Raw genomic sequence first — 24,891 nt, forward strand, 5'->3', positions numbered from 1 at the left:
GCGGGCTACCCGAGCCGCTCGTACACCAGGCGTTCGCCCACGCTGCCCGAGCGCCAGACGTCGTGGCACGCCTCGGCCATCGCGTCCAGCCCCTCGGTGATCTTGGCGTAGACGTTGCCCGGCACCCAGCCGACGTCCCCGTTGATCAGCAGGTTGTTGCGACCGTAGAAGATCGCGAGGTCGATGGCGCCCTCTTCCTGGTCGATCCCCTGGTCGGCCTTGAAGGCCGTGTCGAGCACGCCGCCCGGGAAGTCGAACAGCACGACGTCGCCGGGGATCGGCGTGACGGTCGGGTTCTCCTGTCCGATCTGCGCGAACCGGGGCACCATCGTGTAGACCTCGTTGCGCGCGTACTTGGCGTGCTGGGCGTCGCCGGCCAGCGGGCCGGCCTCGAGGGCTCGCCACACCGCTGCGGCGGTGCGCGGTGCCTCCTTCTCCAGGAGCTCAGCCACGCAGGAGACGCCACGGCGGGCGAGGCTGATGCGGAGGAACTTCGACATAGGACCGCTCCCGGCGTCAGAGGGGGAGATTTCCGCGGCGCCGCGGATTGTTGACAATAGTACGAGCGGTTCCTAGCGTGTCAATCCTCTCCCCCCGCTCGGGAAGGTCCCACCGAATTGCCCGTTTCCGCTGGTCAGCGCGCCGTTCCGACGATCACGGTGCTGCACGGTGACGATCGGCCGCCGGGCCTCGAGCTCGACGGCATGCGCTTCGCGCGCGACGCCCCCTCCCTGGCCGAGGCGCTCCCCGGCACGGAGGTCCTGCTCGTGTGGGACTTCCTCTCCGACGCCGTGCGCGAGGCGTGGCACGCGGTCGACGACTCGCTGAAGTGGGTGCACACGGCGAGCGCAGGCGTCGACCGGCTGACCTTCCCCGGCCTGCTCGAGTCGGACGTCACGCTGACCAACTCCCGCGGCGTGTTCGACCGCCCCATGGCCGAGTACGTGCTCGGGCTGGTGATCGCGATGGCCAAGGACCTGCCCGGCACGCTCGCCGCGCAGGCGCGCCGCGAGTGGCGCCACCGCGAGACCGAGCCGGTCACCGGCCGGCGGGTCGTGGTCGTCGGCGGCGGCCCGATCGGCCGCGCGATCGCGGAACTGCTGGGCGCCGTGGGGATGGACGTCACGCTGGTCGGCCGCCGCGAGTTCGGCGACCTGCCCCGCCTCCTGCCCAGCGCGGAGTGGCTCGTGCTCGCCGCGCCGCTCACCGACGCGACGAGGGGCATGCTCGACGCGGAGACGATCGCCCTGCTGCCGCCGACGGCGCGGGTGATCAACGTCGGCCGCGGGGCGCTCGTCGTCGAGCCCGACCTCGTCGCGGCGCTGCAGGAGGGCAGGCTCGCCGGTGCGGCGCTCGACGTCTTCGCCACCGAGCCGCTCCCCGCCGACTCGCCGCTGTGGACGCTGCCGGGCGTGATCGTCTCGCCGCACATGTCGGGCGACCTGATCGGCTGGCGCGAGCAGCTGGTGGAGGTGTTCCGCGACAACCTCGCCCGGTACGTGGCGGGCGAGCCCCTGCGCAACGTCGTGGACAAGACCCTGGGCTACGTGACGACCGGAGGTGGGACGTGACCGCCGACCTGGCTGCCGCCGAACTGACGGCCACCGAGCTGATCGCGGCCTATCGCGCCGGCGAGCTGTCGCCGATCGAGGCCACCGAGGCGGCGCTGCAGCGGATCCGCCGACACGACCCCCAGGTCAACGCGTTCTGCCTCGTCGACGCCGATGCCGCGCTGAGCTCGGCCAAGGAGTCGGAGGAGCGCTGGCGGCGGGGCGAGCCGGCCGGGTCGCTCGACGGCGTGCCGATCTCGATCAAGGACATCCTGCTCACGAAGGGCTGGCCCACGCTGCGCGGCTCGCGCACCGTGGACCCGGCGGGGCCGTGGGAGGTCGACGGGCCGCACGTCGCGCGGGTGCGCGAGCACGGCGCCGTGCTGCTGGGCAAGACCACCACGCCGGAGCTGGGCTGGAAGGGTGTGACGGACAACCCGCTCACCGGCGTCACCCGCAACCCGTGGGACCCGACGCGCACCCCGGGCGGCTCGTCGGGCGGTAGCGCGGCGGCCGTCCTGTGCGGCATGGGCCCGCTCTCCCTCGGCACCGACGGCGGCGGCTCCGTGCGCATCCCGGCCGGGTTCACCGGCACCACCGCGCTCAAGCCCACCTACGGCCGGGTGCCGCACTACCCGCCGAGCCCGTTCGGCACCCTCGCCCACGTCGGCCCGATGACGCGCACCGCCGCCGACGCGGCCCTGCTGCTCGACGTCATCTCCGGCGCCGACCCGCGCGACCCGTGGGCGCTCGCACCCGCGAGCCCGGCGGCGGCCGAGCTCGACCGCGGGGTGGCCGGGCTGCGCATCGCCGTGAGCACCACGCTCGGCTACGTCGACGTGCACCCGGAGGTCGCCGCGGCGTTCCAGGCGGCGGCGCGGGTGTTCGCCGACCTCGGCGCGCACGTCGAGGAGGCCGACCCGGGCTTCACCGACCCGATCGAGGCGTTCGAGACGCTGTGGTTCAGCGGCGCGGCGAAGTCCACCGAGCACCTCGGGCCGCAGCAGCGCGCGCTGATGGACCCCGGCCTCGTCGCGATCTGCGAGCAGGGCGCCCGGTACTCGGCGCTGGACTACCTGAGCGCGATGGCCGTGCGCAACGACCTCGGCACGCTCATGGGCGAGTTCCACCGCCGCTTCGACCTGCTGCTCACGCCCACGCTGCCGATCCCGGCGTTCGAGGCGGGGCGCGAGGTGCCCCCGGGCTGGCCGCACGAGCGGTGGACGACGTGGACGCCGTTCACCTACCCGTTCAACATGACCCAGCAGCCCGCTGCGAGCGTGCCGTGCGGGTTCGCCGAGGGGCTCCCGGTGGGCCTGCAGATCGTCGGGCCGCGCCACGCGGACAACCTGGTGCTGGCCGCGGCGCACGCGTTCCAACAGGCGACGGACTGGCACACCCGCCGCCCCTGAGCCCCGATCAGGTGGCGTCCGGGTCGACCGGCGGAACCTCGTTCTTGGCCAGCCGCTCGGGCTGCGGCGCCGGCGTGACCGGCTTCGGCGGCGTCGGCTTGGGCGGGGTGTAGCCGTTCGGCTTGGGGTCGTCCTCGAAGAGGGTGCGCGCCACGGCGGTGCGCGGGTTGAAGTTGCGCAGCCCGCGCAGCTCCTCGAGCGGCTTGCGCAGCTCGTCGAACTCGGGGCCCAGCTCCCCGCGCAGCTGCTCGCGGGCGCCGGTGGCGTACTCGCGGACCTGCCGGATGGCCCGACCCGTCCACGCCGCCGCGGCCGGGAGCCGCTCCGGCCCGAGGATGAACAGGCCGGCCACGATCAACACGAGGATCTCGCCCCAGCCGACGCTGTCGAACATGGTGCAAGCCTAATCCGACGCCAGGACCACGGACACCGTGAGCGGGCGGCCCTCGCGGACCAGCTCGACCTCCACCACCTCGCCGGGGTTGCGCTCCCGCACGGCCACGACCAGCTCGTCGGCGCCCGCGATGGCGCGGTCGCCCACCCGGACGATCACGTCGCCCTCGATGATGCCCGCGGCCTCGGCCGCCCCGCCCTGCTGCACGTTCTGCACCTGGGCGCCGTCGGTGGTGCCGTCGGTGACGGAACGGGCGTTGACGCCGAGCTCGGCGTGGGTGACCCGCCCGGTGCGGATGAGCTCCTCGGCGATGCGGCGGGCGTCGTCGATCGGGATGGCGAAGCCGAGGCCGATCGAGCCGCCCTCGCCCATGCCGATGCTGCGGATGGCCGTGTTGATGCCGACCACGGCGCCGGTGGAGTCGACGAGCGGACCGCCCGAGTTGCCCGGGTTGATCGCGGCGTCGGTCTGGATGGCGTCGATCACGGCGTTGGTGTCGGTGCCCGCCCCGTCGAGCCGGACCGGGCGGTCGATCGCGCTGACGATGCCCTCGGTGACCGTGCCGACCAGGCCGAGCGGGGACCCGATCGCGATCACCCCGTCGCCGACGACGAGGCCGGCCGACGAGCCGAACGTCGCCACCACCGGGTTGGCGACCTCCACCTTCACGACGGCGAGGTCGGTCTTCGGGTCCCGCCCCACGATCTGGGCGGACGTGCGCGTGCCGTCGTGGAAGACCGCCTCGATCTGGGCGCCGGTGACCTCGGCGGCGGGCGCCACCACGTGGTTGTTCGTGAGGACGTAGCCGGACGGGTCGATGACCACGCCGGAACCCGTGCCGCCCTCGTCGCCCACGCGGATCTCGAACGAGACCACGGCGGGCACCGTGCGGGCGGCGATGTCGGCCACCGAGCCGGGCGGGCGCTCCCGGCCGGGGACGGTCTGGGTGATCGTGGGGTCCGGGTCGGTGAGGCCCGCTGCCCCCTCCGCCGTGTAACGGCCGACCACGCCGCCCGCGGCGCCGATGAGCAGCGCGATCGCCGCGAGCGCCGCGAGGGCCCGCGGCTCGACCCGGCGGCCGAACAGGACCTCGCGGACGCTGAGCCGGGCGCCTTCGCCCAGCGCGGGCGGGCTCGCCGGGGTGTCCGAGCCCGGCGGGGGGCCCAGCGCGACGACGCTCTCCGGATCGCGCCACGGGTCGCGTTCGGCGCCGTCGGTCCAGAACTTCTCCGGTCCCGAGCCGCCCGAGGACCCGTTCTCGGACGGGCGCTGCAGCGACGGCGCGGACGGGTCCGGTCGGCCGAAAGCGCTCGCGAGCGCCGCGGGCGGCGGCGCGACGAGCGTGGTGCGCTGCGCGGTGCTGCCGGAGCCGTTGCGGCGGGCGGCGAACCCGCCCTCGATTCCCTCGGGGCGGCCGAACACCGCCGCGGCCTCGGGATCGACCTCGGGGCGCTCCAGCGGGCGCGGCGCGAGGCGCGGGGGCGACGCGGTGGGTGCCTCGGCGGTGGGCTGCCAAGCGGCCTCGCCCGTGGGGGCCTCGCCAGGGGCCTCGGCGCCGTCTCCTCGCTCCTGCGAGCTCGGCTCGACAGGGGTGTTGGGATCGCTCATCCCTCGGCGGACTCCTGGACTGCGGTACGGACCGGACCCCGTCAGCGTGCCTCAGCGGCGGTGAAGTCCCTGTAGCTCAGCGGGGCTCTCCGCCTGCCACGGGCGGCGGTGGGGGCGTCGTGGGCGCCACGGACGGCGGCGCGCTGGTGGCGGCCGCGGGCTGCTGCGCGGGCGCGAGCTGCACGCGGGCGTCGATCGGGGTGGTGCCGCCGAGGACCGGGCGCTGGACGGTGTCGGGCTCGCCGGGCGCGGGCGCCGCGGAGCCGCTCACGGCAGCGGGCACGGCGAACGCGATGGCGCCCGCGGCGAGGCCGGTGACGGCCACGCCGGTGCCCAGCCACATCCTGCGGTGGTGGCGGTCCCCCTGCGGGGCCTCGGTGTGGCCGGGAGCAGCCTCGGGGCGCAGCAGCGACACGAACTGCCCCTCCGGGGTGACCGAGAGGCCGGCCGGAGGGGCGGGGAGGTCGGTGTCCTGCGGGATCGAGCGGAGGCTCGACAGCAGGGAGGACGGCATGCTCGGACAGTCCGCGGTGCGCAGCGCGGCGCGGGCCTGTCCCTGCGCCACGACCTGGGCGGCGCACTCCGGGCACTGGGCGAGATGTCGGGTGGCCCGCATGTGCGGGCCGGGGGCGAGCTCGTCGTCGACGTAGGCGACGATGGCGTCTGACGACAGGTGATCGGATCCCCAGTCCGGGGTGGTCACCGAGATGCGCCAACGCCCAGAACTCACCCGCGTACCTCCTCCAGCTGCGCTCCGTCCGCCGCCGCGCCCCTGCGGCGCTCCAGGGCGTTGCGCAGGGCGGCGCGGCCGCGATGGATCCTGCTCCTCACGGTACCCAGCTTCACCCCGAGTGTGGCACCGATCTCTTCGTAGGAGAGGCCCTCGACATCGCAGAGCACGACCGCCGCGCGGAACTCCGGCGGCAGCTCGTCGAGCGCTTCCTGCAGCTGCGGGTCGAGGTGGGTGTCGGAGAACACCTGTTCCGGCTGGGGCCCGCTACCGGGGAGCCGGTCGGTGTCCTCGGGCAGCGCCTCCATGCGGATGCGGGACCGGCGCCGCACCATGTCCAGGAACAGGTTCGTGGTGATGCGGTGCAGCCAGCCCTCGAACGTGCCGGGCTTGTAGGACGCCAGCGAGCGGAACACCCGGACGAACGTCTCCTGGGTGAGGTCCTCGGCGTCGTGCGGGTTGCCGGTGAGCCGGTAGGCGAGGCGGTACACCCGGTCCGCGTGCTCGCGCACCACGTCGTCCCAGCTGGGCGGGGTCCAGCCGGCGGCCTCCTCACCGGGCAGCAGCGCGCTGCTCGGCAGGGTGGCGGAGCCTTCGCTCATCGTCGGGTCGCACCTCCTGCGGCGGGTCGTGCCCCTGTGGTCAACGAACTCCGGGGCCGTTCTGTTCCCGGAACCCCACGGCCGACGCCCCGACCGTTGCTCATACGGTGCCCGATCGCGGTGAAACGGGGGTGAGAACCGGCTGAGAGGAGCCTGATAGAACGAGCCAAGTAGCCTTCCGCTTCATGTGGGTGCCGGACGCCGCCACCGATCTGTGGGCGCTGCGCGACCACGTCGAATCCTACCTCGCCGAGGACGACGTGCTCGCGCAAGCGCGTGCCTACGCCGCCGACTCCGGATGCGTCCCCGTCGGGCCCGACGCGGGCGCCTGCCTGCGGTTCCTCGCGGCCACGATCGGCGCGCGGGCGGTGGTGGAGATCGGCACCGGCACCGGTGTGAGCGGGCTGTGGCTGCTGCGCGGCATGGCCGCGGGCGGCACCCTCACCTCGATCGACATCGATCCGGAGCACCAGCGCGCCGCGCGTAGCGTGTTCCTCGCCGCGGGCTACGGCCCTGCGAACCTGAGGCTCATCAACGGGCTGGCGCTCGAGGTGCTGCCCCGGCTCACCGACGGCGGCTACGACCTCGTGTTCGTCGACGCCGGGCCGGTCGACTACCCCCGCTACCTCGAGGAGGCCGTGCGCCTGCTGCGCGACGGCGGGATCGTGGTGTTCGCCGGGGCGCTCGGGGCCGGGGTGGTGGACCCGGACGCGACCGACGCGAGCACGGCGGCGCTGCGCGAGGTCGGCCGCCTGGTCCGCGAGGACGAACGCCTGGTGCCGGTGCTCCTCCCCCTGGGCGACGGGCTGCTCGCGGCCCTGAAGCCCGCCCTCTGACCGGCGCTCAGCGCCCGGCGGGCACGGACGCCCGACCGGTGTCGAGGACGCCCGCGAGTCCGGCGAGCGCGTCGGGCAGCACCCGGTAGTAGATCCAGGTGCCGCGCCGTTCGCCCGCGATCAGGCCCGCCTCGCGCAGGACCTTCAGGTGGTGGGAGATCGTCGGCCCGGACAGGTCGAACACCCCGGACAGCTCGCACACGCACGCCTCTCCGCCCTCGTGCGAGGCGATCAGCGACAGCAGCCGCAGGCGGGCCGGGTCGCCCAGCGCCTTGAACACCCGCGCGAGGCCGGCCGCCCGGTCCGCCGTCAGCGGCTCGCGTACCAGGGGCTCGCAGCACCCCTCGGTCGACCACCCCTGATTCGACATCCCTCTACCTTGACGGCCATCGAAATGGTGAGCAAGCTGCTGTTTCGACATCCATCGAGACAAGGGGGTCCCCGTGAGCGACGCGGCGACCACACCGGAGCGCCCCGACCGGATCCGCGAGGCGGTGCGCGCCCGCTACGCCGCCGCGGCCACCCGCCCGGCCGGCGAGGCGGCGGGCTGCTGCGGACCCGGCGGCGCCGCGCAGCCGGTGTTCGGCGGCGGGCTCTACGACGGCGCCGAGGCGGTGGGAGCACCCCCCGAGGCGGTGGCGGCGTCGCTGGGCTGCGGCGTCCCCACCGCGGTGGCCGACCTGCGCGCCGGCGAGGTCGTCCTCGACCTCGGCTCGGGCGCGGGCGCCGACGTGCTGATCTCCGCGCGCCGGGTCGCCCCCGGCGGCCGGGCGATCGGGCTGGACATGACCGACGAGATGCTCGAGCTGGCCCGCCGCAACGCCGCGAAGGCGGGCGTGGACAACGTCGAGTTCCTGCACGGCTACCTCGAGGACGTCCCGCTGCCCGACGCGAGCGTCGACGTGATCATCTCCAACTGCGTGATCAACCTCGCCGCCGACAAGTCGGTCGTGCTGCGCGAGGCGGCACGCGTGCTCCGCCCGGGCGGGCGGTTCGCGGTGTCGGACGTGGTGGCCGACCCGGACGTGGACGCCGCCACCCGCGCCGACGTGCAGCAGTGGACCGGCTGCGTGGCCGGGTCGCTGACCGGGCAGGAGTACGAGCGCGCGCTCGCCGACGCCGGGTTCTCCGACGTCGCGATCGTCGCGACGCACCGGGTGCACACCCACGCCGCCGCGGCGATCGTGCGGGCGCGCAAGCCCTGATCAGAGCGCGGTGGTGCCCTTGCCCAGCACGACGACGCCGCCCTGGCTGACCGTGTAGCGCGCGCGGTCGAGCCCGAGGTCGACGCCGACCAGCGCGCCGTCGGGCACCACCACGTTCTTGTCGAGGATCGCCCCGCGGACGATGGCGCCGCGGCCGATCGCGGTGCCGGGCAGCACCACCGAGTCGGACACCTCCGCCCCGGCCTCGACGCGCACGTTGTGGCTGATCACCGAGCGGCGCACGATGGCGCCGGAGATGATCGTGCCCGCGCCGACGATCGAGTCCTGCGCGATGCCGCCCTCCACGAACTTCGCGGGCGGCAGCGGGGGCGTGCCGGTGCGGATCGGCCAGCGCTGGTTGTACAGGTTGAAGATCGGGTGCACCGAGACGAGGTCGGTGTGGGCCTCGTAGTAGGCGTCGATCGTGCCGACGTCGCGCCAGTAGCCGGCGTCGCGGTCGGTGGCGCCGGGCACCACGTTGTCGGCGAAGTCGTAGACGGCCGCGTCGCCCTGCGCGACCAGCCGGGGGATGATGTCGCCGCCCATGTCGTGGTCGGAGTCGCCGTCCTCGGCGTCGGCCCGCAGAGCCTCGAGCAGGACCTCGGTGGTGAAGATGTAGTTGCCCATCGAGGCGAAGGTGACGTCCGGGTCGCCGGGCACCGACGGCGGGTCGGACGGCTTCTCCAGGAACTCGATGATCCGGCCGTTCGGGTCGGAGTTGATCACGCCGAAGGCCTTCGCCTCGGCCCGCGGCACCCGGATGCCCGCGACGGTGACCCCGGCGCCGCTCTCGATGTGCCGGGCGATCATCTGGCCCGGGTCCATCCGGTAGACGTGGTCGGCGCCGAACACCGCGATGTAGTCGGGCTGCTCGTCGTAGACCAGGTTGAGGCTCTGGTAGATCGCATCGGCGCTGCCGGTGTACCAGCGCCGGCCGAGCCGCTGCTGCGCCGGGACCGTGGTGATGTACTGCCCCAGCACGCTGGACAGCCGCCAGGTCGTCGAGATGTGGCGGTCCAGCGAGTGCGACTTGTACTGGGTGAGCACGCAGATGCGGTCCAGGCCGGCGTTGACCAGGTTGGACAGCACGAAGTCGATGAGGCGGTAGTTGCCGCCGAACGGCACGGCCGGCTTCGCGCGGTCGGCGGTCAGCGGCCACAGCCGCTTGCCCTCACCGCCCGCGAGCACCATCCCGAGGACGTTGGCCCCCAGCGCGCGGGGCGAGGCCGGGGAGATCCGAGCCCCCGTCATGGCGTCGCCCCGATCCGGGCCGGCCCTACCGGCAGCGTCGTCACGTGGCCGACCCTAGTGCCACGAAACCGCACCGGGCCAGCGGAACGCCGGGTGACACCCGATGCACGCCCCGTGACACGCGGATATGCCCTACCGTTCGCCCGTGCGCATCGGCCTGCTCACCCGCGAGTACCCCCCGGACGTCTACGGCGGGGCCGGCGTCCACGTCGAGCACCTGGCGCCCGCGCTGCGCGAGCTGGTGGACGTCGACGTGCACTGCTTCGGCGCACCGCGCGACGCCCCGAACACCTACGCCCACCGGCCGCCGGAGTCGCTGGCCGACGCGAACCCGGCGCTGCAGACGCTCGGCACGGACCTGTCGATGGTGGCCGCGCTCGGCGGGGTCGATCTCGTCCACTCCCACACCTGGTACGCGAACATGGCCGGGCACCTGGCCAAGGTGCTGCACGGGGTGCCGCACGTGGTCACCGCGCACTCGCTGGAGCCGCGCAGGCCGTGGAAGGCCGAGCAGCTCGGCGGCGGGTACCGGCTGTCGTCGTGGGTGGAGCGCACCGCGTACGAGGCGGCCGACGCCGTGATCGCGGTCAGCGAGGGCATGCGCCGCGACGTGCTGGACTGCTACCCGGCGCTGGACCCGGCCCGCGTCCACGTCGTGCACAACGGCATCGACACCGCCTTCTACCACCCGGACCCGGCGCGGGACGCCGTGCGCGACGCGGGCATCGACCCGGACCGGCCGAGCGTGGTGTTCGTCGGGCGGATCACCCGGCAGAAAGGGCTCGCGCACCTGATCGCGGCGGCCCACCACATCGACCCCGACGCGCAGATCGTCCTGTGCGCGGGCGCGCCCGACACCCCGCAGATCGCGGCGGAGACCGAGTCCGCGGTCGCCGAGCTCAGCGCGGCCCGCTCCGGCGTGGTGTGGATCCGCGGCATGCTGCCCACCACCGCCGTGCGCCAGATCCTCTCCGCCGCCACCGTGTTCGTCTGCCCGTCGGTCTACGAGCCGCTCGGCATCGTCAACCTCGAGGCGATGGCCTGCGGCACCGCGGTGGTGGCCTCCGACGTCGGCGGCATCCCGGAGGTCGTCGCCGACGGCGAGACGGGGCTGCTCGCCCACTACGACGAGCACGACGTGGACGGGTTCCGGGCGGCGCTCGCCGAGGCGGTCAACACGCTGCTCGCCGACCCCGCCCGGGCCGCGGCGATGGGTGAGGCGGGCCGGGCCAGGGCCGAGCGGGAGTTCAGCTGGCAGCAGGCCGCCGCGCGGACCGTGGAGATCTACCGGGCGCTCGTCCCGGCCTGAGCGCGCGCCCTGATCCGGGCGCGGTGCGCGGCCACCGCGGAGCGGTTGGCGCACGCGGACGAGCAGTAGCGGCGCGCCGCGTTGCGGGAGGTGTCGGCGAACACCTTCGCGCAGCCCTCGGCGGCACAGCGCCCGTGGCGGGTCACGCCGTACTCGGACACGAGCATCGCGAGCGCGAACGCGGTGGTGGCGCGGATCCGGTCGACGAGGCCCGCCTCCGGCGGCGTGTAGTGCAGGTGCCAGCCGCGCCCGTCGTGGTTGGTGAGGTGCGGCTCGATCCGGACGTCGGCGAGCAGGGCGTTGACCGCGGCCGCCGCCTCGTCGTCGGTCGTGGCGTCGAACACGGTGCGCAGCCGTCGGCTCCACGCCCGCAGCGCCGGCTCGACGCTGTCCGGTGCGCCGATCGCCTGGTAGGAGTGCGCGACCAGCACGCCCCGCAGCTGGTCGGGCGCCCGGCCGTCGGGGTCTTCGATGACCGCGTTCACCAGGTCGACGGCGGCCCCGAGCGCGTCGCTGCGGTAACCGATGAAGTCCATTGGCCTATTACTACCACAGCCCCGCCCGGTAAGCTCCCAAACATCTACGCCTATTACCGAGGGGAGACGCGGGCATGCGGTGCACGCGGTGCGGTTGGCCCAGCGACGAGGCGGCGGTGCTGTCGACGCACCGCACCTCGGAGGGGTGGGTGCGCTATCGCCGGTGCATCTGCGGGGACGTCTCGATCGAGCTCGTGACGCTCGGCCCGGCGGACGGCACGCGGGCCGAGAGCGTGCGCGAGCCCGCGGAGAGCACCCGCTGATCCGGGGCCCGGCACACGAAGAGACGAACGGCACCGGCGGGCGGCACCCACCGCCCGCCGGTGCCGCGTGGATCGGAACCGGTCGTGTGCGCGCTCAGCCAGAGGCGGCCTTGAGAGCGTCGCCGAGGTCGCTGGCTTCCTCCGCCGACATCTCGACGACCAGGCGGCCGCCACCCTCAAGGGGGACGCGCATCACGATGCCCCGACCCTCCTTGGTCACCTCCAGGGGACCATCACCGGTCCGGGGCTTCATCGCCGCCATCTCCTGCCTCCTCCGTCGTCGTTAGTGGCCAGAGCCGTTGGCATCGCGGATCTCGTTGCCGCGGCGCGGGCGTAGCGCGCGGCGAGGATGCTGGGAACATCTTTCCTCATCCGGCCGACGGTGGTGCAACCGGAGCGATCAACCGGCCGAGTCGTTCACCCTCCGCAGTCAACTCGTCGCCGCGCGCCAGCAGTCGGCGACGTGGTCGTCGACCAGCCCGGCCGCCTGCATCAAGGCATAACACGTGGTTGGCCCCACGAAGCGCATGCCCCGCCGTTTGAGGGCGCGCGCCATCGCCACCGACTCCGGGCTCGTGGCCGGCACGTCGGCGAGCGTGGCGGGCCGCGTGCGCGCGGCGGGGTCGGGGGCGAACGACCAGAGCAGCTCGTCGAGCGGCTGGTCCAGCTCCAGCACGCACCGCGCGTTGTGGATCGTCGCCTCGATCTTCGCCCGGTTGCGCACGATCCCGGGATCGGCGAGCAGCCGCTGCACGTCGGAGTCGTCGAACGCGGCGACCGCCGCCGGGTCGAAGCCGCAGAAGGCGGCGCGGAACGCCGGCCGCTTGCGGAGGATGACGAGCCACGACAGCCCGGACTGGAAGCCCTCCAGGGCCAGCCGCTCGAACATCGCGGTGACGCCGCGCAACGGGCGCCCCCACTCCTCGTCGTGGTAGGCGATGTACTCCGGCGCGGAGCCGGCCCAGCCGCAGCGGGGACGGCCGTCGGGGGCGGGTTCGGTCACGGTGAGGGGTATACCGCCTCGCACCGACGCTTGAAGCGGCGCAGCGACAGCTCCACGCCCGCGCGGAACGCGGGCCGCACGAGCGGCCAGCCCAGCGCGCCCAGCCGGCCGAGCGGGAGGTCGAGCAGCTCGGTCCACACGAACCGCGCCCGCTCCGCCCCCAGCGGGAGCACCTCGAACACACCCTCCCCGCGCACCACCCGCCCCAGGTGACGAACCACACAGCGGCGCGGCGGGGTCCACTCGACGATCTCCATCCGGTCGGTCACGCCGAGCGGGCCCGCCCCGGTGACCGCCTCCAGCGTCGCGCCGAGCCGCCTGCCGTCGCCCCCGCCGATCACCCGGACGCGGGTGGCGAGCATCCACTCGCCCTGGTGCCCCCAGTCGGTGACGGTGCGCCACACGTGCTCGGCGGGCGCGGCCACCTCGACGGGCACGCTGAACTCGGCGCGGGCCATCAGTCGCCGTCCGACCGGGCCCCCGGCGCGGCGGACGCGAGGGCCGACTCCAGCTCGGCCACCCTCGCCAGCAGGCCGTCCCGCTGCGCACCCGCCCGGTCGAGCTGCTCGGCGAGCCGGTCGAGCACCCAGTCCACCTCGTCCATGCGGTAGCCGCGCAGGGTCTGCTGGAAGCGCAGCTCCCGCACGTCGTCGCCGTCGATCTCGCCGGCGGGCAGCCGGGTGGGCGTGGCACCGGGCGGCAGGGGCGCCAGTTCCTCACCGCGCCCGAAGAGGATCGCGGCCAGCCCGAACAGCGCGGCCCCGACCGCCGCAACGACGAGTAGGTAGATCAGCGCGGTCCCCACCCCGCCGATCCCATCACGGGAACGAGATCAACGCACGAGCACCTGTCGGATCGGCGGGCGGTCGGCCACGCCCACCGGGTGGGACGACGGCAGCCACTCCCCCTCGACCTGCACGAACTGGGTGAGGTCGCCGCCGGCGTCCGGCACGTCGCAGCGGGCGAGCGCGGCGGCGAGGATCTGGCGGGCCATCACGCCGAGCTGCAGCAGCGACCGGTTGCGGTGCTTGCGCACCCCGAGGTTGACCTGGGCCAGCCCCTCCAGGCCGAGCCGGGCGTAGGTGTCGAGCAGCAGCCCGATCTCCACGCCGTACCCGGGCGCGAACGGCACCGACTCGAAGAGCTCCCGCGTGCCGGCGTACTCACCGCCGAGCGGCTGCACGATCCCCGCGAGCTCGGGGCGCAGCGCGGCGAGCAGCGGGCGCACGAGCAGCTCCGTGACGCGCCCGCCGCCGGTGTCGGCCTCGGTGGTCTCCAGGCGCAGCGGGCGGCGGTAGAAGCCCTTCACCAGCGCCACGCCGCGCTCGGTGAGCAGCGGGCCGAGCAGCGCGGGCACGAAGCCGGGGTCGAAGTCGACCAGGTCGGAGTCGAGGTAGCAGATCAGGTCGCCGCTGGTGGCCGCGAGCGAGCGCCACAGCACCTCGCCCTTGCCGGGCACGGGCGGCAGCTCCGGCAGCACGTCGGTGCGCAGCACCACCCGCGCCCCGGCGGCCGCGGCGACCTCCACCGTGCGGTCGGTCGACCCCGAGTCGACGACGACCAGCTCGTCGACGAGCGGGGCGGGGCCGCGGGTCAGGGGGGCGATCGCGGCCACGATCGCCCCGACGGTCGCCTCCTCGTCGAGCGCGGGCAGCACGACCGACACGCGCCGCCCGCGCTTCGCGGCGACCAGCTCCTCGACGGTCCAGGACGGTTCCTGCCACGTCCGCCGGGCGAACCACTCCTCGATGACCGGGTCCACTGCATCACTCCTTCGCGGGAGGGCGCACGCACCACGTGCGGGCGGGCGGATACGGCATGTCGGCTCGGGAAGGCCGGCGGCACCGTCGCGTTCCGGGTCACGGGTACCCGCGCGGGCACGCGCGCGCCCGCTTCGGGGTTGTCGGTCTTGTCGTCGAGGTCGCGCCTTCCCGGACTCGTGCGGGCGCGACGGCGCACGTCAGGAGTCCACGGGCTTGGCGCAGGCGTCGAGGGCCTCGGCCACGTCGGTGGCCACCACGAGCCGCTCGATGGCCTCGGGGCGCACGAACCCGCGCTCGGCGAGCCCGCGCACCCACTCCAGCAGGCCGGCGTAGTGCCCGTCGGGGTCGAGCACCACCACGGGCTTGCGGTGCATGCCCAGGTAGCCCGCCGTCCACACCTCGAACAGCTCCTCGCAGGTCCCGACGCCGCCGGGCAGGGCGAGGAACGCGTCGGCGTGCGCCTCCATGAGCGCCTTGCGCTCGCGCATCGTGTCGACGACCAGCAGCTCGTCGGATTCGTGGTCGGCCCACTCCCGCTCGACGAGGGCCTGCGGGATGACGCCGACGGTGCGGGCACCGCCCGCGCGGGCCGCCGCGCCGAGCGCGCCCATCATCGCCGCCCTGCCCCCGCCGGACACGAGCTGCCAGCCGCGGGCGGCGATCTGGCCGCCGACGTCGGCCGCGAGGCGCAGGTAGGACTCGGGGAGCCCCTCGATCGACCCGCAGTACACGCAGACCGACAGCGGCTTCAATGCGCCTCCTCCCAGGCCCGCCAGGCCTCCTGCACGATCTTCACCGCGTCGTCGACGTCGTCGGTGAGGTGGAGCAGCGCGAGGTCCTTCTCGCCGATCTTGCCGGCGGACAGGACGGTGTTCGCGATCCAGTCGTAGAGCCCGCCCCAGTACTCGCTGCCCAGCAGCACCACCGGGAACTTGGTGACCTTCTTCGTCTGCACGAGCGTGAGCGCCTCGAACAGCTCGTCCAGCGTGCCGAAGCCGCCCGGCAGGCACACGAAGGCCTGCGAGTACTTCACGAACATGGTCTTGCGGGCGAAGAAGTAGCGGAAGTTGATGCCCAGGTCGACCCACCGGTTGAGGCCCTGCTCGAACGGCAGCTCGATGCCGAGGCCGACCGACAGCCCACCCGCCTCGTTGCAGCCCCGGTTGGCCGCCTCCATCGTGCCGGGTCCACCGCCGGTGACCACCGCGAACCCCGCCTCCGCCAGCGCCGCGCCGAGCGCCCGGCCCAGCTCGTACTCGGCGTGGTCGCGCGGCGTGCGCGCCGAACCGAACACCGCGACCGCGCGCGGCAGCTCCGCGAGCATGCCGAAGCCCTCGACGAACTCGGCCTGGATGCGCATGACCCGCCACGGGTCGGTGTGCACCCAGTCGCTCGGCCCGCGCGAGTCGAGCAACCGCTGGTCGGTGGTCGTGGCCTCGATGCGCCGTTCCCGGCGCAGCACGACCGGGCCCCGCAGCTTCTCGGGGGGTTGCCTGTCCTCGGGGAGCCGGGCCCCGTCCTCGCTCATGAGCGCAAGGGTAATGAGAGCCGGTTTCAGGAAAGGAAACGGCGGAGGACGTCCACCGCCTCGACGATCCGGCGCGGGTCCACGTGCTCGTCGCGGGTGTGGGCGAGGTTCGGGTCGCCGGGGCCGTAGTTGAGCGCCGGGATGCCCAGCGCGGCGAACCGCGCCACGTCCGTCCAGCCGAGCTTGGCGGTGGGCTCGACGCCCGTCGCGGCGAGGAACTCCTGCGCCGCGGGCTCGCCGAGGCCGGGCAGCGCGCCGGGCGCGAGGTCGGTGAGGGTGACCTCGAAGCCGTCGAACACCTCGCGGACGTGCGCCTCGGCCGCGGCCGCGTCCCGGTCGGGCGCGAACCGGAAGTTCACCGTGACCACGCACTCGTCGGGCACGACGTTGCCCGCCACCCCGCCCGCGATCCGCACCGCCTGCAGGCCCTCGCGGTAGCGGCAGCCGTCGATCACGACCTCCCGCGCCCGGTACGTCGCGAGCCGGTGCAGCACGGCCTCCGCCTTGTGCACGGCGTTGTCCCCGAGCCACGAGCGCGCCGAGTGGGCCCGCCTCCCGCGGACCACGACCTCGACCCGCAGCGTGCCCTGGCAGCCCGCCTCCACGGCCCCGTTCGTCGGCTCGCCGAGGATCGCGAGGTCGGCGGAGAGCCAGTCGCGGTGCTCGCGCTCGATCCGCCCGAGGCCGTTGCGGTCCGCCTCGACCTCCTCGCAGTCGTAGAAGACGAAGGTGAGGTCGTGGCGCGGATCGGGCAGCGCGGCGGCGAGGTGGGCGAAGACCGCGTCGCCCGCCTTCATGTCCGACGTGCCGCATCCGTAGAGCAGGCCGCCGTCGCGCCTGCTCGGGACGTTGTCCGCGATCGGCACGGTGTCGATGTGCCCGGCGAGCAGCACCCGCTTGTCCCGGCCCAACTCGGTGCGCGCGAGCACGGCGTCGCCGGACCGCACGACGCGCAGGTGCGGGGCCTGCTCGCGCAGCGCGGTCTCGAGCGCGGTGGCGAGCGTGCCCTCCTCCCCCGAGACGCTGGGGACGTCGACCAGGGCGGCGCAGAGGTCGACGGGGTCACCGGCGAGGTCGAGCGAACGCACGCCCCGACGCTACTGCGCGGGTCCGCCCCCGTCCGGCGCCGGGTTCGGCGGCGGTTAGCGTGGGGCCGTGAGCAGCGCACATCGCACCGAAGGCGCCTCCGGCACCGGCCTTGCCACCCTCGCCGCCGACGGCACCGTCCTGGACACCTGGTACCCCGCCCCCGCCCTCGGGCCGGACGCACCGGACGTCGCGGCGGACCTGGAGCCGCTCGCGGGCACCGACGACGTCCGCGGCGTGCGCACCGAGGTCGTCCGCACCGAGATCGCCTCGCTTGCCGACCCGCCCACCGACTCCCGCGACGCCTACCTGCGGCTGCACCTGCTGAGCCACCGGCTGGTCGCACCTCGGGAGGCGAACCTGGACGGGGTGTTCGGCGTGCTCGCCAACGTCGTGTGGACGAGCCAAGGCCCCTGCCCCGTTCCCGGCTTCGAGCTCACCCGCGCCCGGCTGCGCGCCCGCGGCCCCCTCACCGTGTACGGCGTCGACAAGTTCCCCCGGATGGTCGACTACGTGGTGCCCGAGGGCGTGCGCATCGCCGACGCCGACCGGGTCCGGCTCGGGGCGCACCTCGCCGCCGGCACCACGGTGATGCACGAGGGCTTCGTGAACTACAACGCGGGCACGCTCGGCGCGTCGATGGTCGAGGGCCGCATCTCCGCGGGCGTCGTGGTGGGCGACGGGTCCGACCTCGGCGGCGGCGCCTCGATCATGGGCACGCTCTCCGGCGGCGGCAAGGAGGTGATCTCGGTGGGCGAGCGGTGCCTGATCGGCGCCAACGCCGGGATCGGCATCTCCCTCGGCGACGACTGCGTCGTCGAGGCCGGCCTGTACGTCACCGCGGGCACCAAGGTCTCGCTGCCCGACGGCAGCACGGTGGCCGCGCGCACGCTGTCCGGCCGCAGCGGGATGCTGCTGCGCCGCAATTCGGTCACGGGCGCGGTCGAGGCGCTGCCGCGCACCGGCGAGGGCATCGCGCTGAACGAGGCGCTGCACAAGAACTGAGGCCCCGCTGCAGCACGGCCACCTCCACGCCACGTGGAGGTGGCCGTGCTGCGGGTGGAGGGAGGCCCCCGGGTGGGTCAGGACTTCAGGCGCTCCGCGGCGGCCTCGATCCGCTCGTCCGGGGCGGTGAGGCCCACGCGCACGTGCCGGTCGCCCTTCGGCCCGTAGAAGTCGCCGGGCGCCACGAGGATGCCGGCCTCGGCGAGGCGGCGCACCGTCACGCGGCACGGCTCGTCCGCCGTGGCCCAGAGGTACAGGCCCGCCTCGGAGTGGTCGATCCGGTACCCGGCGGCCTCCAGCGCCGCGCGCAGCCGGGCCCGGCGCCGCGCGTAGCGCTGCACCTGCTCGGCGACGTGGGCGTCGTCGGCCGCGGCCGCCTCCATCGCCGCCTGCACCGGCCGGGGCACGATCATCCCGGCGTGCTTGCGCACCTCGAGCAGCTCGGCCACGAGCCGCGGGTCACCGGTGATGAACCCGGCCCGGTAGCCGGCGAGGTTGGACGTCTTCGACATCGAGTGCACGGCGAGCAGGCCCTCGTGGGAGCCGCCGCACACGTCCGGGTGCAGCACGGACACCGCGTCCGCGGAGTCCGACAGCGACAGGTAGCACTCGTCGGAGGCCACCACCGCCCCCCGCTCGCGCGCCCAGTCGACCACCTTGCGCAGGTGCTCGACGGGCAGCACCCGCCCCGTCGGGTTGGACGGCGAGTTCAGCCACACGAGCGCCACCCGGCGCGGGCCCAGCGCGGTGGTGGAGTCGGAGCGGACGTACTGGGCTCCGGCGAGCCGGGCGCCCACCTCGTAGGTGGGATAGGCCAGCTCGGGGAGCACGACCGTGTGCTCGGGCCCGAGCCCGAGCAGGGTCGGCAGCCAGGCCACCAGCTCCTTGGACCCGATGGTCGGCAGCACCGCGACCGGGTCGACGGTGACGCCGTAGCGCCGCGCCAAGGAGCCCGCGATCGCCTCCCGCAGGGAGGCGGGCCCGTGCGTGGTGGGGTAACCCGGCACGTCGGCGGCCGGACCGGCGAGCGCCGCGCGAACGACGGCGGGCACCGGGTCCACCGGCGTGCCCACCGAGAGGTCGACGATCCCGCCCGGGTGCGCCGCAGCCAGCGCCTTGTCCTCGGCGAGGCTGTCCCAGGGGAAGTCCGGGAGCGAGAACCTCACTCGTCGTGCTGCTGGGGCGGCAGGGTCAGCGCCGGCCCGACGTCACGGTTGATCTTGCCCACCTTGGAGGCGCCGCCCGGCGACCCCAGCTCCTCGAAGAAGTCGGCGTTCGCCTTCGTGTACGCGGCCCACTGCTCCGGGACGTCGTCCTCGTAGTAGATCGCCTCGACGGGGCAGACCGGCTCGCAGGCACCGCAGTCGACGCACTCGTCGGGGTGGATGTAGAGCATCCGGCCGCCCTCGTAGATGCAGTCCACCGGGCACTCTTCGATGCACGCCTTGTCGAGCAGGTCGACGCAGGGCTCGGCGATCACATACGTCACGGGTGGTCCTCCACGCGGGCGAACGGGAACTTCCCCCAGTATGTATCGCGCCGCGAGGCGCGTGGGAGGCGGGGCAGGTGTGAGCCGCATCGTCGATGCGGCGCACGATGGGGGCGTGGAGATCCCGGACGAGCTGGTCGGCGCGCGGGTGGTGGTGCGCCACCGCGTCGGGGAGCGGGAGGGGCGGCCGCTCTACACCGACGCGGTCGGCGAGCTGGCCGCGGAGGGCGCCGACGCCGTGGTCGTGCGCACCCGCCGCGGCCCGGTCCGGGTCGAGCGCTCGGCGGTGGTCGCCGTCCGTGCCGTGCCGCCGCCGCGGCCGCGTCGGGCCCCGCTCGCGGCGGTGGTCCGGCTGGAGGGGCTGTGCGCGGACGCGTGGCCCGCGCTGGTCGAGCGGCGGCTGGGCGAGTGGCGGCTGCGCGCTGCGGGCGGCTACACCGGGCGGGCCAACGCCGCCCTCGCGATCGGCGACCCCGGCCTGCCCATCCCCGCGGCCCTCGAGGAGGTGCGCCGCTTCGCCCGCGAGCACGGGGTGCCGCCGCGGGTGCACGTGCCCGTCGACTCGCCGTGGGACCGGGCGGTGGCCACCGAGGGCTGGGGGCTCGACGTCGGGCACGCCCGCGGCGCCGAGGTGTCGGTGCTGGTGGCACCGGTCCCCGAGGCCGCGCCCGAGCCGCCGGACGGCGCGCGCATCGAGCTGCCGGACCGCCCGGCCGCCGACTGGTGGCGGCTCGCCGTCGGCGGCCCGCCCACGCCGGCGCAGGAGCGGGTGCTCGCGGGCGCGGCGAACACCGCCTTCGGCGCCCTGCGCGACCGCGACGGCGCGCTGCTCGGGCAGGTGCGCGCCACCGTCGTCGACGACCACGTGCACATCTCCGTGCTCGAGGTCGTGCCGGCCGCGCGGCGGCGCGGCCACGCCACCGCCCTGCTCACCACGGCCGGGGCGTGGGGCCGCGAGCGCGGCGCCCGGTGGGCGGTGCTGCAGGTGGCGCTGAAGAACGACGGCGCGAGGGCGCTCTACGACCGCCTCGGCTACGTCGAGCACCACCGCTACCGCTACCTGGTGCCGCCCGCCTGAGGCGCCCCGGTCACCCGGCCCGCTCCGCGAGCCTCTTCTCGGCCGAGCGGGCGGCCTTCTTGAGCCCCGACCACTCGCCGAGGTACTTCCCCGCCGCCCCGACGACCGGGAGCATGCTGAGACCCTCGTGCAGGATGTTGCCGTGCGGGCGCTTGTCGAGCTCGTCCTCCACCGCCAGCAGCGCCCGGCCCAGCCGCCACACGACGCCCGCCACCCGCCTGAGGGTTGGCGTGGTCGAGGGCTCGCCCAGGCCGCCGGTGATCTCGGCCGCCCGGGCGTCGGCCTCGGCGTCCTCGGCGCGGGTCGCCGCCGCGACGGCGAGCTCCCGGCGGAACAGCACCGCCCCGAGCAGGTTGACGAGCTCGTCCTCGTCCCGCACGCCGTGCTCACCGGCGATGGCCACCAGCAGCAGCCCCTGCGCTGCGGCCCCGACCGCGCTCGAGACGGGCAGCCGTTTGGCGAGCGCCCCGCCGAGCCCGGGCACCGCGGCGACCACGGTGGTGAACCGGCCCACCCGGCGCACCCACCAGCGCGTGCGGGCCGGGGTGTCCATGGCCGCCCACGCGGCCGTGCCGGGCACCTCGACGGCGGCGAGCGCGTCGAGGATCTTGTCGCGCAGCCCGCGCTCGTCCAGGGTCCCGTCGTCGCGAGCCGTGACGCGGTTGCGCAGCCCGAACGGGTCGGACTCGCGCAGCCCGTCGAGCACCGGGCGCGTCGCCCGGACGAACGGCCGGAGGATCGCGACGATCGCCCGGTCCGGGATGGCATCTCCCACCTAGTCCCCCTGGTACTCGCGCTGCAGGACGGTGCGCAGCCCCCACAGGCCCGCGGCGATCCCGCCGACGGGGAGCAGCAGCGACTGCCAGTCGCCGAGCAGCAGCACGTCCCCGCCCGGGCCGAAGAGCCCCAGCACACCGACGGCCACCACCCACGCGACGAGCGGCGCCCCCGCCACCGCCGGTCGCGCGTCGATCTCGCCGGCCTGGCGCACGAGCCACGGCAGCACCAGCACCGACAGCACGATGCCCATCGGCACCGGGATCCCGTTCGTGTAGAGCGGGGTGAACATCAGGCCGAACGCCCCGAGCAGCAGCCCGTCGAGGACCAGGAGCGCGAGCAGCACGGCGTCGGGCACCAGCGGCTGGCGGCGGTCCGGCGCGAGCAGGTCCTCGGTGGTCTCGGTCTCGTCCACGGTCCTGTCAACCATCCACCGTCTCCCCGAACAGGTCCGTCGTCGGGGTCGCGTCGCCGTCGGCGGGGACGAACTCCTCGACGTCGAGCAGGGGCTGCGCCACGAGGTTGCTCACCGCGAACGCCGTGACCTCGCCGTCGGACCACACCGCCACCTGGGTGGCGTGCGCGCGCATCGCCGCGATCCGCGCCGAGCGCTGCGCCGAGACGTCGACCCGCACCCGGATCGCCTCGTCCGGCACGGTGGGCAGCTCGTCCGGCTCCGGCATCCGGAACGGCAGGCCCGCGCGGCCGGCGAGCTTCGCCAGGCCCGCGTCGAGGCTCGAGCGGCCGACCGCGGTGCAGAGCATCCGGGCGGGCACCCGGCGCAGCGCGGCCGCGGTGATGTCGTGCGCCCGGACGTGGTCGGGGTGCCCGTAGCCGCCATCCGGCCCGTAGGTCACCACGACCTGCGGGCGCACCTCCTCGAGGATCGCCACGAGCTGGTCGACCTGCTCGTCGAACGCCTCCGGCCGGGCCAGCGCCCGCGGGTGCAGCTTCTCCGGCATGGCCGCGCGCACGCCGTGCCCGGCCAGCGCCATCCCCGAGTCGCGCCAGCGGCCGATCCCGCCGAGGTAGCGGTGGTCGCGCACGCCGAGGGCGGCGCACGCGGCGGCGAGCTCCCCCGCCCGGTAGCCGCCGAGCTGGTCGGCGCGGTCCGGTGCGAGCTCGGCGAGCTCCGGCGGGATCACCTCGCCCTCCTCGCCGAGCGTGCACGTGACGAGGGTGACGGCGGTGTCGGGCTCGGCCGCGTAGCGCGCGATCGTTCCGCCGGTGGAGAGGGTCTCGTCGTCGGGGTGGGCGTGCACGAACAGCACCCTCCGCCGGGCCGGGGATGGCGTCACGCCCGCACTCTACGTCGGGTTGTGTGGGCATCTCGTTCACGACCACGTCCGGGCCGGGTGATCGGACCGAACCGATACCGTCCGTTCTCACCATCGCCCGGCATTACGACGGACGCACCACGCGCAGCGCCCGTTCGGATGACAGTGGGGGGACATGCGCGCACGACGAGCAACGGCCTGGACGGCAGCGGTGCTGTCCATCACCCTGGCGACCGCCGCATGCAGCGGCGTCGACGGCGGGCCCGGTCCGGACAAGACCTCGCCGGCCGGGGTCACCATCAGCGTGAGCAGCTCCGAGCCCGCGAACCCCCTCGTGCCCGGCAACACCGACGAGCCGGGCGGCGGGCGGATCGTCGACGCGCTGTTCAGCCCGCTCGTCGACTACGACCCGCAGACCGCGCAGCCGGTCCACCTCGTGGCCGAGTCGATCGAGACGACCGACTCGCGGGTCTACACGATCCGGCTGAAGCCGGGCTGGACGTTCCACGACGGCACGCCCGTCACGGCGCGCAGCTTCGTACGCGCCTGGAACCACACCGCGTACGAGCCCAACGGGCAGCAGAACGCCTCGTACTTCTCCCACGTCGAGGGCTACGCCCAGCTGCGCAGCTCGGACCCGGACGGCCCCGGCCCGGAGCCCGTACAGCCGCCCGCTGCGCAGGAGCTGTCCGGCCTGCGGGTGGTGGACGACCTGACCTTCGAGGTCACGCTGTCCGCGCCGTTCCCCGGGTTCGACGGGATGCTCGGCCACCGGGCGTTCGCGCCGCTACCGGAGGTGTTCTTCACCGACCCCGCCGCCTTCGCGGCCAACCCGGTCGGCAACGGGCCGTTCCGCTTCGCGTCCCGAAGGCCGGGCGTGAACCTCGTCGTCGAGCGCTACGACCAGTGGCCCGGCGCGCCCAAGCCGAGCGTCGCCGGGGTGGAGTTCCGGTTCTACTCCTCGGCTGAGGCCGCCTACGCCGACGTGGTGGCGAACGACCTCGACTTCACCGCGGTCATCCCGCCCTCGGCGCTGGCCGACAACCGGTACCAGGTCGACCTCGCCGGCCGCAGCACGTCACGCGCCCGCCTGGGCGTGCAGTACCTCGCGTTCCCGCTCTACGACCCGCGCTACCAGGACCCGCGGGTGCGGCACGCCATCTCGATGGCCATCGACCGCGAGCGGATCAACCAAGAGGTCTTCGCCGGCACCCGGCCGCCCGCCGACGGCCTCGTCCCTCCGGACGTGCCGGGCCGGGCCGCGGGCCAGTGCGGCGAGCTGTGCACCTTCCAGCCGGAGCGGGCGCGGGAGGTGTTCGAGTCCACCGGGTTCGCGGGCGCGGTCGAGCTGACCTCGAACACCGACGCGGGCAACGCCGAGTGGCTGCAGGCGGCGTGCGCGTCCATCAGCGGCGCGCTCGGCGTCCAGTGCACGCTCGTGCCGGTGCCCGCGCTCGGCGAACACCGAGCGGCGGTCGACGCGCGGCGGGTGAACCGGATCTACCGCACGAGCCGGGTCGCCGACCACCCGTCGATCGAGAACTTCCTGGGCCCCGCCTACCGCACGGGCGGCTCGGCCAACGACGGCGCCTATTCCAACCCGGCGGTCGACGACCTGCTCGCCCGCGCCGACGCCGCCCCGTCGGAAGAGGAGGCCCACCGCCTCTACCAGGAGGCCGAGCGGCTGATCATCCAGGACATGCCCGCGATCCCGGTCCACTTCCTGTCGGTGCAGGCGGGCTGGTCGCAACGGCTGCAGAACGTCACGGTGACCCCGTCCGGCGAACTCGACCTCCAGACGGTCGCGGTCGCCGCCGGCTGACCACCCACCCGCGAGTCGCGCGCTGGGTGTCGGCGAGTCGCGCCCTCCGTGTCAGCGAGTCGCGCCCTCCGTGTCGGCGAGTCGCGCCCTCCGTGTCGGCGAGTCGCGCCCTCGGTGCGCGCGAGTCGCGGGCTGGGTGTGAGCGGGTCGCGGGCTGGGTGCGGGCGCGGTCGAGGGCGGACGCGGTACGCACGCGACACGGGCGCACTCACACCGCGACTCGCCCGCACATACACCCCGACTCGCGCACACCCACACCGCGACTCGCCGAGGACCCGTCAGAGCAGGGTCTTGCGCTCCGCGTAGTGGCACGCCACCGGGTGCCCCTGGCCCCGCTCGACCAGCTCGGGCTGCTGCTCGACGCACG

At 74.6% G+C, this 24,891-nt stretch carries 30 protein-coding genes; 9 read left to right on the plus strand and 21 right to left on the minus strand.

The window, feature by feature from the left end; genetic code table 11:
* Positions 1-5: 5 nt before the first annotated feature.
* Positions 6-500 (minus strand): DUF3830 family protein, encoded by a 495-nt coding sequence (locus VKZ81_RS06270; RefSeq protein WP_324240461.1) that lies wholly within the window; start codon positions 498-500, stop codon positions 6-8.
* Positions 501-704: 204 nt separating this feature from the next.
* Here VKZ81_RS06270 and VKZ81_RS06275 point away from each other — a divergent pair, with 204 nt between their 5' ends.
* Together VKZ81_RS06275 and VKZ81_RS06280 are read left to right on the plus strand one after the other, a co-directional pair.
* Positions 705-1,571: a D-2-hydroxyacid dehydrogenase gene (locus tag VKZ81_RS06275; RefSeq protein ID WP_324240493.1), complete on the plus strand. Its 867-nt coding sequence runs from the start codon at positions 705-707 to the stop codon at positions 1,569-1,571.
* Positions 1,568-2,962, plus strand: a complete 1,395-nt coding sequence (locus VKZ81_RS06280; protein ID WP_324240462.1) for an amidase — start codon at positions 1,568-1,570, stop codon at positions 2,960-2,962. Before VKZ81_RS06275 ends, VKZ81_RS06280 begins: the two co-directional genes overlap by 4 nt.
* A gap of 7 nt (positions 2,963-2,969) precedes the next feature.
* Here the strand turns inward: VKZ81_RS06280 and tatB are convergent, their stop codons facing one another.
* The 4 genes from tatB to sigE all read right to left on the minus strand — a co-directional run bounded on the left by tatB (position 2,970) and on the right by sigE (position 6,296).
* Entirely contained in the window at positions 2,970-3,356 is a 387-nt protein-coding gene (tatB, locus tag VKZ81_RS06285) for a Sec-independent protein translocase protein TatB (RefSeq protein ID WP_324240463.1), read from the minus strand.
* Positions 3,357-3,365: 9 nt separating this feature from the next.
* Positions 3,366-4,964: a S1C family serine protease gene (locus VKZ81_RS06290; RefSeq protein ID WP_324240464.1), complete on the minus strand. Its 1,599-nt coding sequence runs from the start codon at positions 4,962-4,964 to the stop codon at positions 3,366-3,368.
* A 76-nt stretch (positions 4,965-5,040) separates the two neighbouring features.
* Positions 5,041-5,694, minus strand: a complete 654-nt coding sequence (locus tag VKZ81_RS06295; protein ID WP_324240465.1) for an anti-sigma factor family protein — start codon at positions 5,692-5,694, stop codon at positions 5,041-5,043.
* Positions 5,691-6,296, minus strand: coding sequence for an RNA polymerase sigma factor SigE (gene sigE / locus VKZ81_RS06300; protein WP_324240466.1), 606 nt, complete (start codon positions 6,294-6,296; stop codon positions 5,691-5,693). Before sigE ends, VKZ81_RS06295 begins: the two co-directional genes overlap by 4 nt.
* Positions 6,297-6,481: 185 nt before the next feature.
* On the opposite strand from sigE, the gene VKZ81_RS06305 reads away from it, so the two are divergent.
* Entirely contained in the window at positions 6,482-7,132 is a 651-nt protein-coding gene (locus VKZ81_RS06305; protein WP_324240467.1) for an O-methyltransferase, read from the plus strand.
* Positions 7,133-7,139: 7 nt separating this feature from the next.
* Here VKZ81_RS06305 and VKZ81_RS06310 read toward each other — a convergent pair whose 3' ends face one another.
* Positions 7,140-7,502 (minus strand): ArsR/SmtB family transcription factor, encoded by a 363-nt coding sequence (locus VKZ81_RS06310; RefSeq protein WP_324240468.1) that lies wholly within the window; start codon positions 7,500-7,502, stop codon positions 7,140-7,142.
* Positions 7,503-7,575: 73 nt separating this feature from the next.
* Here VKZ81_RS06310 and arsM point away from each other — a divergent pair, with 73 nt between their 5' ends.
* The gene (arsM, locus tag VKZ81_RS06315; protein WP_324240469.1) at positions 7,576-8,337 is read left to right on the plus strand and encodes an arsenite methyltransferase; all 762 of its coding nucleotides are present in this window, start codon (positions 7,576-7,578) and stop codon (positions 8,335-8,337) included.
* Here the strand turns inward: arsM and glgC are convergent, their stop codons facing one another.
* Positions 8,338-9,588 carry a glucose-1-phosphate adenylyltransferase gene (glgC, locus tag VKZ81_RS06320; protein ID WP_324240470.1) on the minus strand — a complete coding sequence of 417 codons (1,251 nt, stop codon included), beginning with the start codon at positions 9,586-9,588 and terminating at the stop codon, positions 8,338-8,340. It abuts the gene before it with no gap.
* 145 nt (positions 9,589-9,733) lie between these two features.
* Here glgC and glgA point away from each other — a divergent pair, with 145 nt between their 5' ends.
* Complete coding sequence (gene glgA, locus VKZ81_RS06325; RefSeq protein WP_324240471.1) at positions 9,734-10,897, plus strand: glycogen synthase; 1,164 nt, start codon at positions 9,734-9,736, stop codon at positions 10,895-10,897.
* On the opposite strand, the gene VKZ81_RS06330 is transcribed toward glgA, so the two are convergent.
* A complete protein-coding gene (locus VKZ81_RS06330; RefSeq protein ID WP_324240472.1) occupies positions 10,873-11,433 on the minus strand; it encodes a CGNR zinc finger domain-containing protein in 561 nt (186 codons plus the stop codon). The two genes, glgA and VKZ81_RS06330, sit on opposite strands and share 25 nt — an antisense overlap.
* A gap of 74 nt (positions 11,434-11,507) precedes the next feature.
* On the opposite strand from VKZ81_RS06330, the gene VKZ81_RS06335 reads away from it, so the two are divergent.
* Positions 11,508-11,696: a hypothetical protein gene (locus VKZ81_RS06335; protein WP_324240473.1), complete on the plus strand. Its 189-nt coding sequence runs from the start codon at positions 11,508-11,510 to the stop codon at positions 11,694-11,696.
* Positions 11,697-11,790: 94 nt separating this feature from the next.
* Here the strand turns inward: VKZ81_RS06335 and VKZ81_RS06340 are convergent, their stop codons facing one another.
* The 8 genes from VKZ81_RS06340 to dapE all read right to left on the minus strand — a co-directional run bounded on the left by VKZ81_RS06340 (position 11,791) and on the right by dapE (position 17,078).
* Positions 11,791-11,958, minus strand: coding sequence for a DUF3117 domain-containing protein (locus VKZ81_RS06340; protein WP_084211001.1), 168 nt, complete (start codon positions 11,956-11,958; stop codon positions 11,791-11,793).
* A 168-nt stretch (positions 11,959-12,126) separates the two neighbouring features.
* Positions 12,127-12,699, minus strand: a complete 573-nt coding sequence (locus VKZ81_RS06345) for a DNA-3-methyladenine glycosylase I (RefSeq protein ID WP_324240474.1) — start codon at positions 12,697-12,699, stop codon at positions 12,127-12,129.
* On the minus strand, positions 12,696-13,157 hold the full coding sequence (locus VKZ81_RS06350) for an SRPBCC family protein (protein WP_324240475.1): 462 nt from the start codon (positions 13,155-13,157) through the stop codon (positions 12,696-12,698). Before VKZ81_RS06350 ends, VKZ81_RS06345 begins: the two co-directional genes overlap by 4 nt.
* Complete coding sequence (locus VKZ81_RS06355; RefSeq protein WP_324240476.1) at positions 13,157-13,504, minus strand: DivIVA domain-containing protein; 348 nt, start codon at positions 13,502-13,504, stop codon at positions 13,157-13,159. Before VKZ81_RS06355 ends, VKZ81_RS06350 begins: the two co-directional genes overlap by 1 nt.
* Positions 13,505-13,531: 27 nt before the next feature.
* Positions 13,532-14,461: a glucosyl-3-phosphoglycerate synthase gene (locus VKZ81_RS06360; protein WP_324240477.1), complete on the minus strand. Its 930-nt coding sequence runs from the start codon at positions 14,459-14,461 to the stop codon at positions 13,532-13,534.
* Between the two features lie 198 nt (positions 14,462-14,659).
* Positions 14,660-15,214, minus strand: a complete 555-nt coding sequence (locus tag VKZ81_RS06365) for an LOG family protein (protein WP_324240478.1) — start codon at positions 15,212-15,214, stop codon at positions 14,660-14,662.
* Complete coding sequence (locus VKZ81_RS06370; protein ID WP_324240479.1) at positions 15,211-15,990, minus strand: LOG family protein; 780 nt, start codon at positions 15,988-15,990, stop codon at positions 15,211-15,213. Before VKZ81_RS06370 ends, VKZ81_RS06365 begins: the two co-directional genes overlap by 4 nt.
* Before the next feature lie 26 nt (positions 15,991-16,016).
* Complete coding sequence (gene dapE / locus VKZ81_RS06375) at positions 16,017-17,078, minus strand: succinyl-diaminopimelate desuccinylase (RefSeq protein WP_324240480.1); 1,062 nt, start codon at positions 17,076-17,078, stop codon at positions 16,017-16,019.
* A gap of 67 nt (positions 17,079-17,145) precedes the next feature.
* On the opposite strand from dapE, the gene dapD reads away from it, so the two are divergent.
* The gene (dapD, locus tag VKZ81_RS06380; RefSeq protein ID WP_324240481.1) at positions 17,146-18,081 is read left to right on the plus strand and encodes a 2,3,4,5-tetrahydropyridine-2,6-dicarboxylate N-succinyltransferase; all 936 of its coding nucleotides are present in this window, start codon (positions 17,146-17,148) and stop codon (positions 18,079-18,081) included.
* Between the two features lie 77 nt (positions 18,082-18,158).
* Here dapD and dapC read toward each other — a convergent pair whose 3' ends face one another.
* Together dapC and fdxA are read right to left on the minus strand one after the other, a co-directional pair.
* The gene (dapC, locus tag VKZ81_RS06385; RefSeq protein ID WP_324240482.1) at positions 18,159-19,247 is read right to left on the minus strand and encodes a succinyldiaminopimelate transaminase; all 1,089 of its coding nucleotides are present in this window, start codon (positions 19,245-19,247) and stop codon (positions 18,159-18,161) included.
* Positions 19,244-19,570 carry a ferredoxin gene (fdxA, locus tag VKZ81_RS06390; protein ID WP_324240483.1) on the minus strand — a complete coding sequence of 109 codons (327 nt, stop codon included), beginning with the start codon at positions 19,568-19,570 and terminating at the stop codon, positions 19,244-19,246. Before fdxA ends, dapC begins: the two co-directional genes overlap by 4 nt.
* A 115-nt stretch (positions 19,571-19,685) precedes the next feature.
* On the opposite strand from fdxA, the gene VKZ81_RS06395 reads away from it, so the two are divergent.
* Positions 19,686-20,648: a GNAT family N-acetyltransferase gene (locus VKZ81_RS06395; RefSeq protein WP_324240484.1), complete on the plus strand. Its 963-nt coding sequence runs from the start codon at positions 19,686-19,688 to the stop codon at positions 20,646-20,648.
* Between the two features lie 10 nt (positions 20,649-20,658).
* Here the strand turns inward: VKZ81_RS06395 and VKZ81_RS06400 are convergent, their stop codons facing one another.
* Genes VKZ81_RS06400 through mshB form a run of 3 tightly spaced genes read right to left on the minus strand, consistent with a single transcriptional unit; the run spans position 20,659 to position 22,723 of the window.
* On the minus strand, positions 20,659-21,423 hold the full coding sequence (locus tag VKZ81_RS06400) for a hypothetical protein (RefSeq protein ID WP_324240485.1): 765 nt from the start codon (positions 21,421-21,423) through the stop codon (positions 20,659-20,661).
* The gene (locus VKZ81_RS06405; RefSeq protein WP_324240486.1) at positions 21,424-21,855 is read right to left on the minus strand and encodes a hypothetical protein; all 432 of its coding nucleotides are present in this window, start codon (positions 21,853-21,855) and stop codon (positions 21,424-21,426) included. It abuts the gene before it with no gap.
* The gene (gene mshB / locus VKZ81_RS06410) at positions 21,848-22,723 is read right to left on the minus strand and encodes an N-acetyl-1-D-myo-inositol-2-amino-2-deoxy-alpha-D-glucopyranoside deacetylase (RefSeq protein ID WP_324240487.1); all 876 of its coding nucleotides are present in this window, start codon (positions 22,721-22,723) and stop codon (positions 21,848-21,850) included. Before mshB ends, VKZ81_RS06405 begins: the two co-directional genes overlap by 8 nt.
* Before the next feature lie 154 nt (positions 22,724-22,877).
* Between mshB and VKZ81_RS06415 the strand changes: the two genes are divergently transcribed.
* Positions 22,878-24,524, plus strand: coding sequence for a peptide ABC transporter substrate-binding protein (locus VKZ81_RS06415; protein ID WP_324240488.1), 1,647 nt, complete (start codon positions 22,878-22,880; stop codon positions 24,522-24,524).
* The last annotated feature ends 367 nt before the right edge of the window (positions 24,525-24,891 follow it).

This window comes from Pseudonocardia sp. (assembly GCF_035305885.1).
Taxonomy (GTDB): Bacteria; Actinomycetota; Actinomycetes; order Mycobacteriales; family Pseudonocardiaceae; genus Pseudonocardia.

Excerpts from the sequence above, each read along its gene's own strand:
- VKZ81_RS06270 (WP_324240461.1), bottom strand. The coding sequence starts at position 500 with ATGTCGAAGTTCCTCCGCATCAGCCTCGCCCGCCGTGGCGTCTCCTGC.
- VKZ81_RS06275 (WP_324240493.1), top strand. The coding sequence starts at position 705 with ATGCGCTTCGCGCGCGACGCCCCCTCCCTGGCCGAGGCGCTCCCCGGC.
- tatB (WP_324240463.1), bottom strand. The coding sequence starts at position 3,356 with ATGTTCGACAGCGTCGGCTGGGGCGAGATCCTCGTGTTGATCGTGGCC.
- VKZ81_RS06290 (WP_324240464.1), bottom strand. The coding sequence starts at position 4,964 with ATGAGCGATCCCAACACCCCTGTCGAGCCGAGCTCGCAGGAGCGAGGA.
- sigE (WP_324240466.1), bottom strand. The coding sequence starts at position 6,296 with ATGAGCGAAGGCTCCGCCACCCTGCCGAGCAGCGCGCTGCTGCCCGGT.
- VKZ81_RS06305 (WP_324240467.1), top strand. The coding sequence starts at position 6,482 with ATGTGGGTGCCGGACGCCGCCACCGATCTGTGGGCGCTGCGCGACCAC.
- VKZ81_RS06310 (WP_324240468.1), bottom strand. The coding sequence starts at position 7,502 with ATGTCGAATCAGGGGTGGTCGACCGAGGGGTGCTGCGAGCCCCTGGTA.
- glgC (WP_324240470.1), bottom strand. The coding sequence starts at position 9,588 with ATGACGGGGGCTCGGATCTCCCCGGCCTCGCCCCGCGCGCTGGGGGCC.
- VKZ81_RS06330 (WP_324240472.1), bottom strand. The coding sequence starts at position 11,433 with ATGGACTTCATCGGTTACCGCAGCGACGCGCTCGGGGCCGCCGTCGAC.
- VKZ81_RS06335 (WP_324240473.1), top strand. The coding sequence starts at position 11,508 with ATGCGGTGCACGCGGTGCGGTTGGCCCAGCGACGAGGCGGCGGTGCTG.
- VKZ81_RS06340 (WP_084211001.1), bottom strand. The coding sequence starts at position 11,958 with ATGGCGGCGATGAAGCCCCGGACCGGTGATGGTCCCCTGGAGGTGACC.
- VKZ81_RS06350 (WP_324240475.1), bottom strand. The coding sequence starts at position 13,157 with ATGGCCCGCGCCGAGTTCAGCGTGCCCGTCGAGGTGGCCGCGCCCGCC.
- VKZ81_RS06370 (WP_324240479.1), bottom strand. The coding sequence starts at position 15,990 with ATGAGCGAGGACGGGGCCCGGCTCCCCGAGGACAGGCAACCCCCCGAG.
- VKZ81_RS06405 (WP_324240486.1), bottom strand. The coding sequence starts at position 21,855 with ATGGTTGACAGGACCGTGGACGAGACCGAGACCACCGAGGACCTGCTC.
- VKZ81_RS06415 (WP_324240488.1), top strand. The coding sequence starts at position 22,878 with ATGCGCGCACGACGAGCAACGGCCTGGACGGCAGCGGTGCTGTCCATC.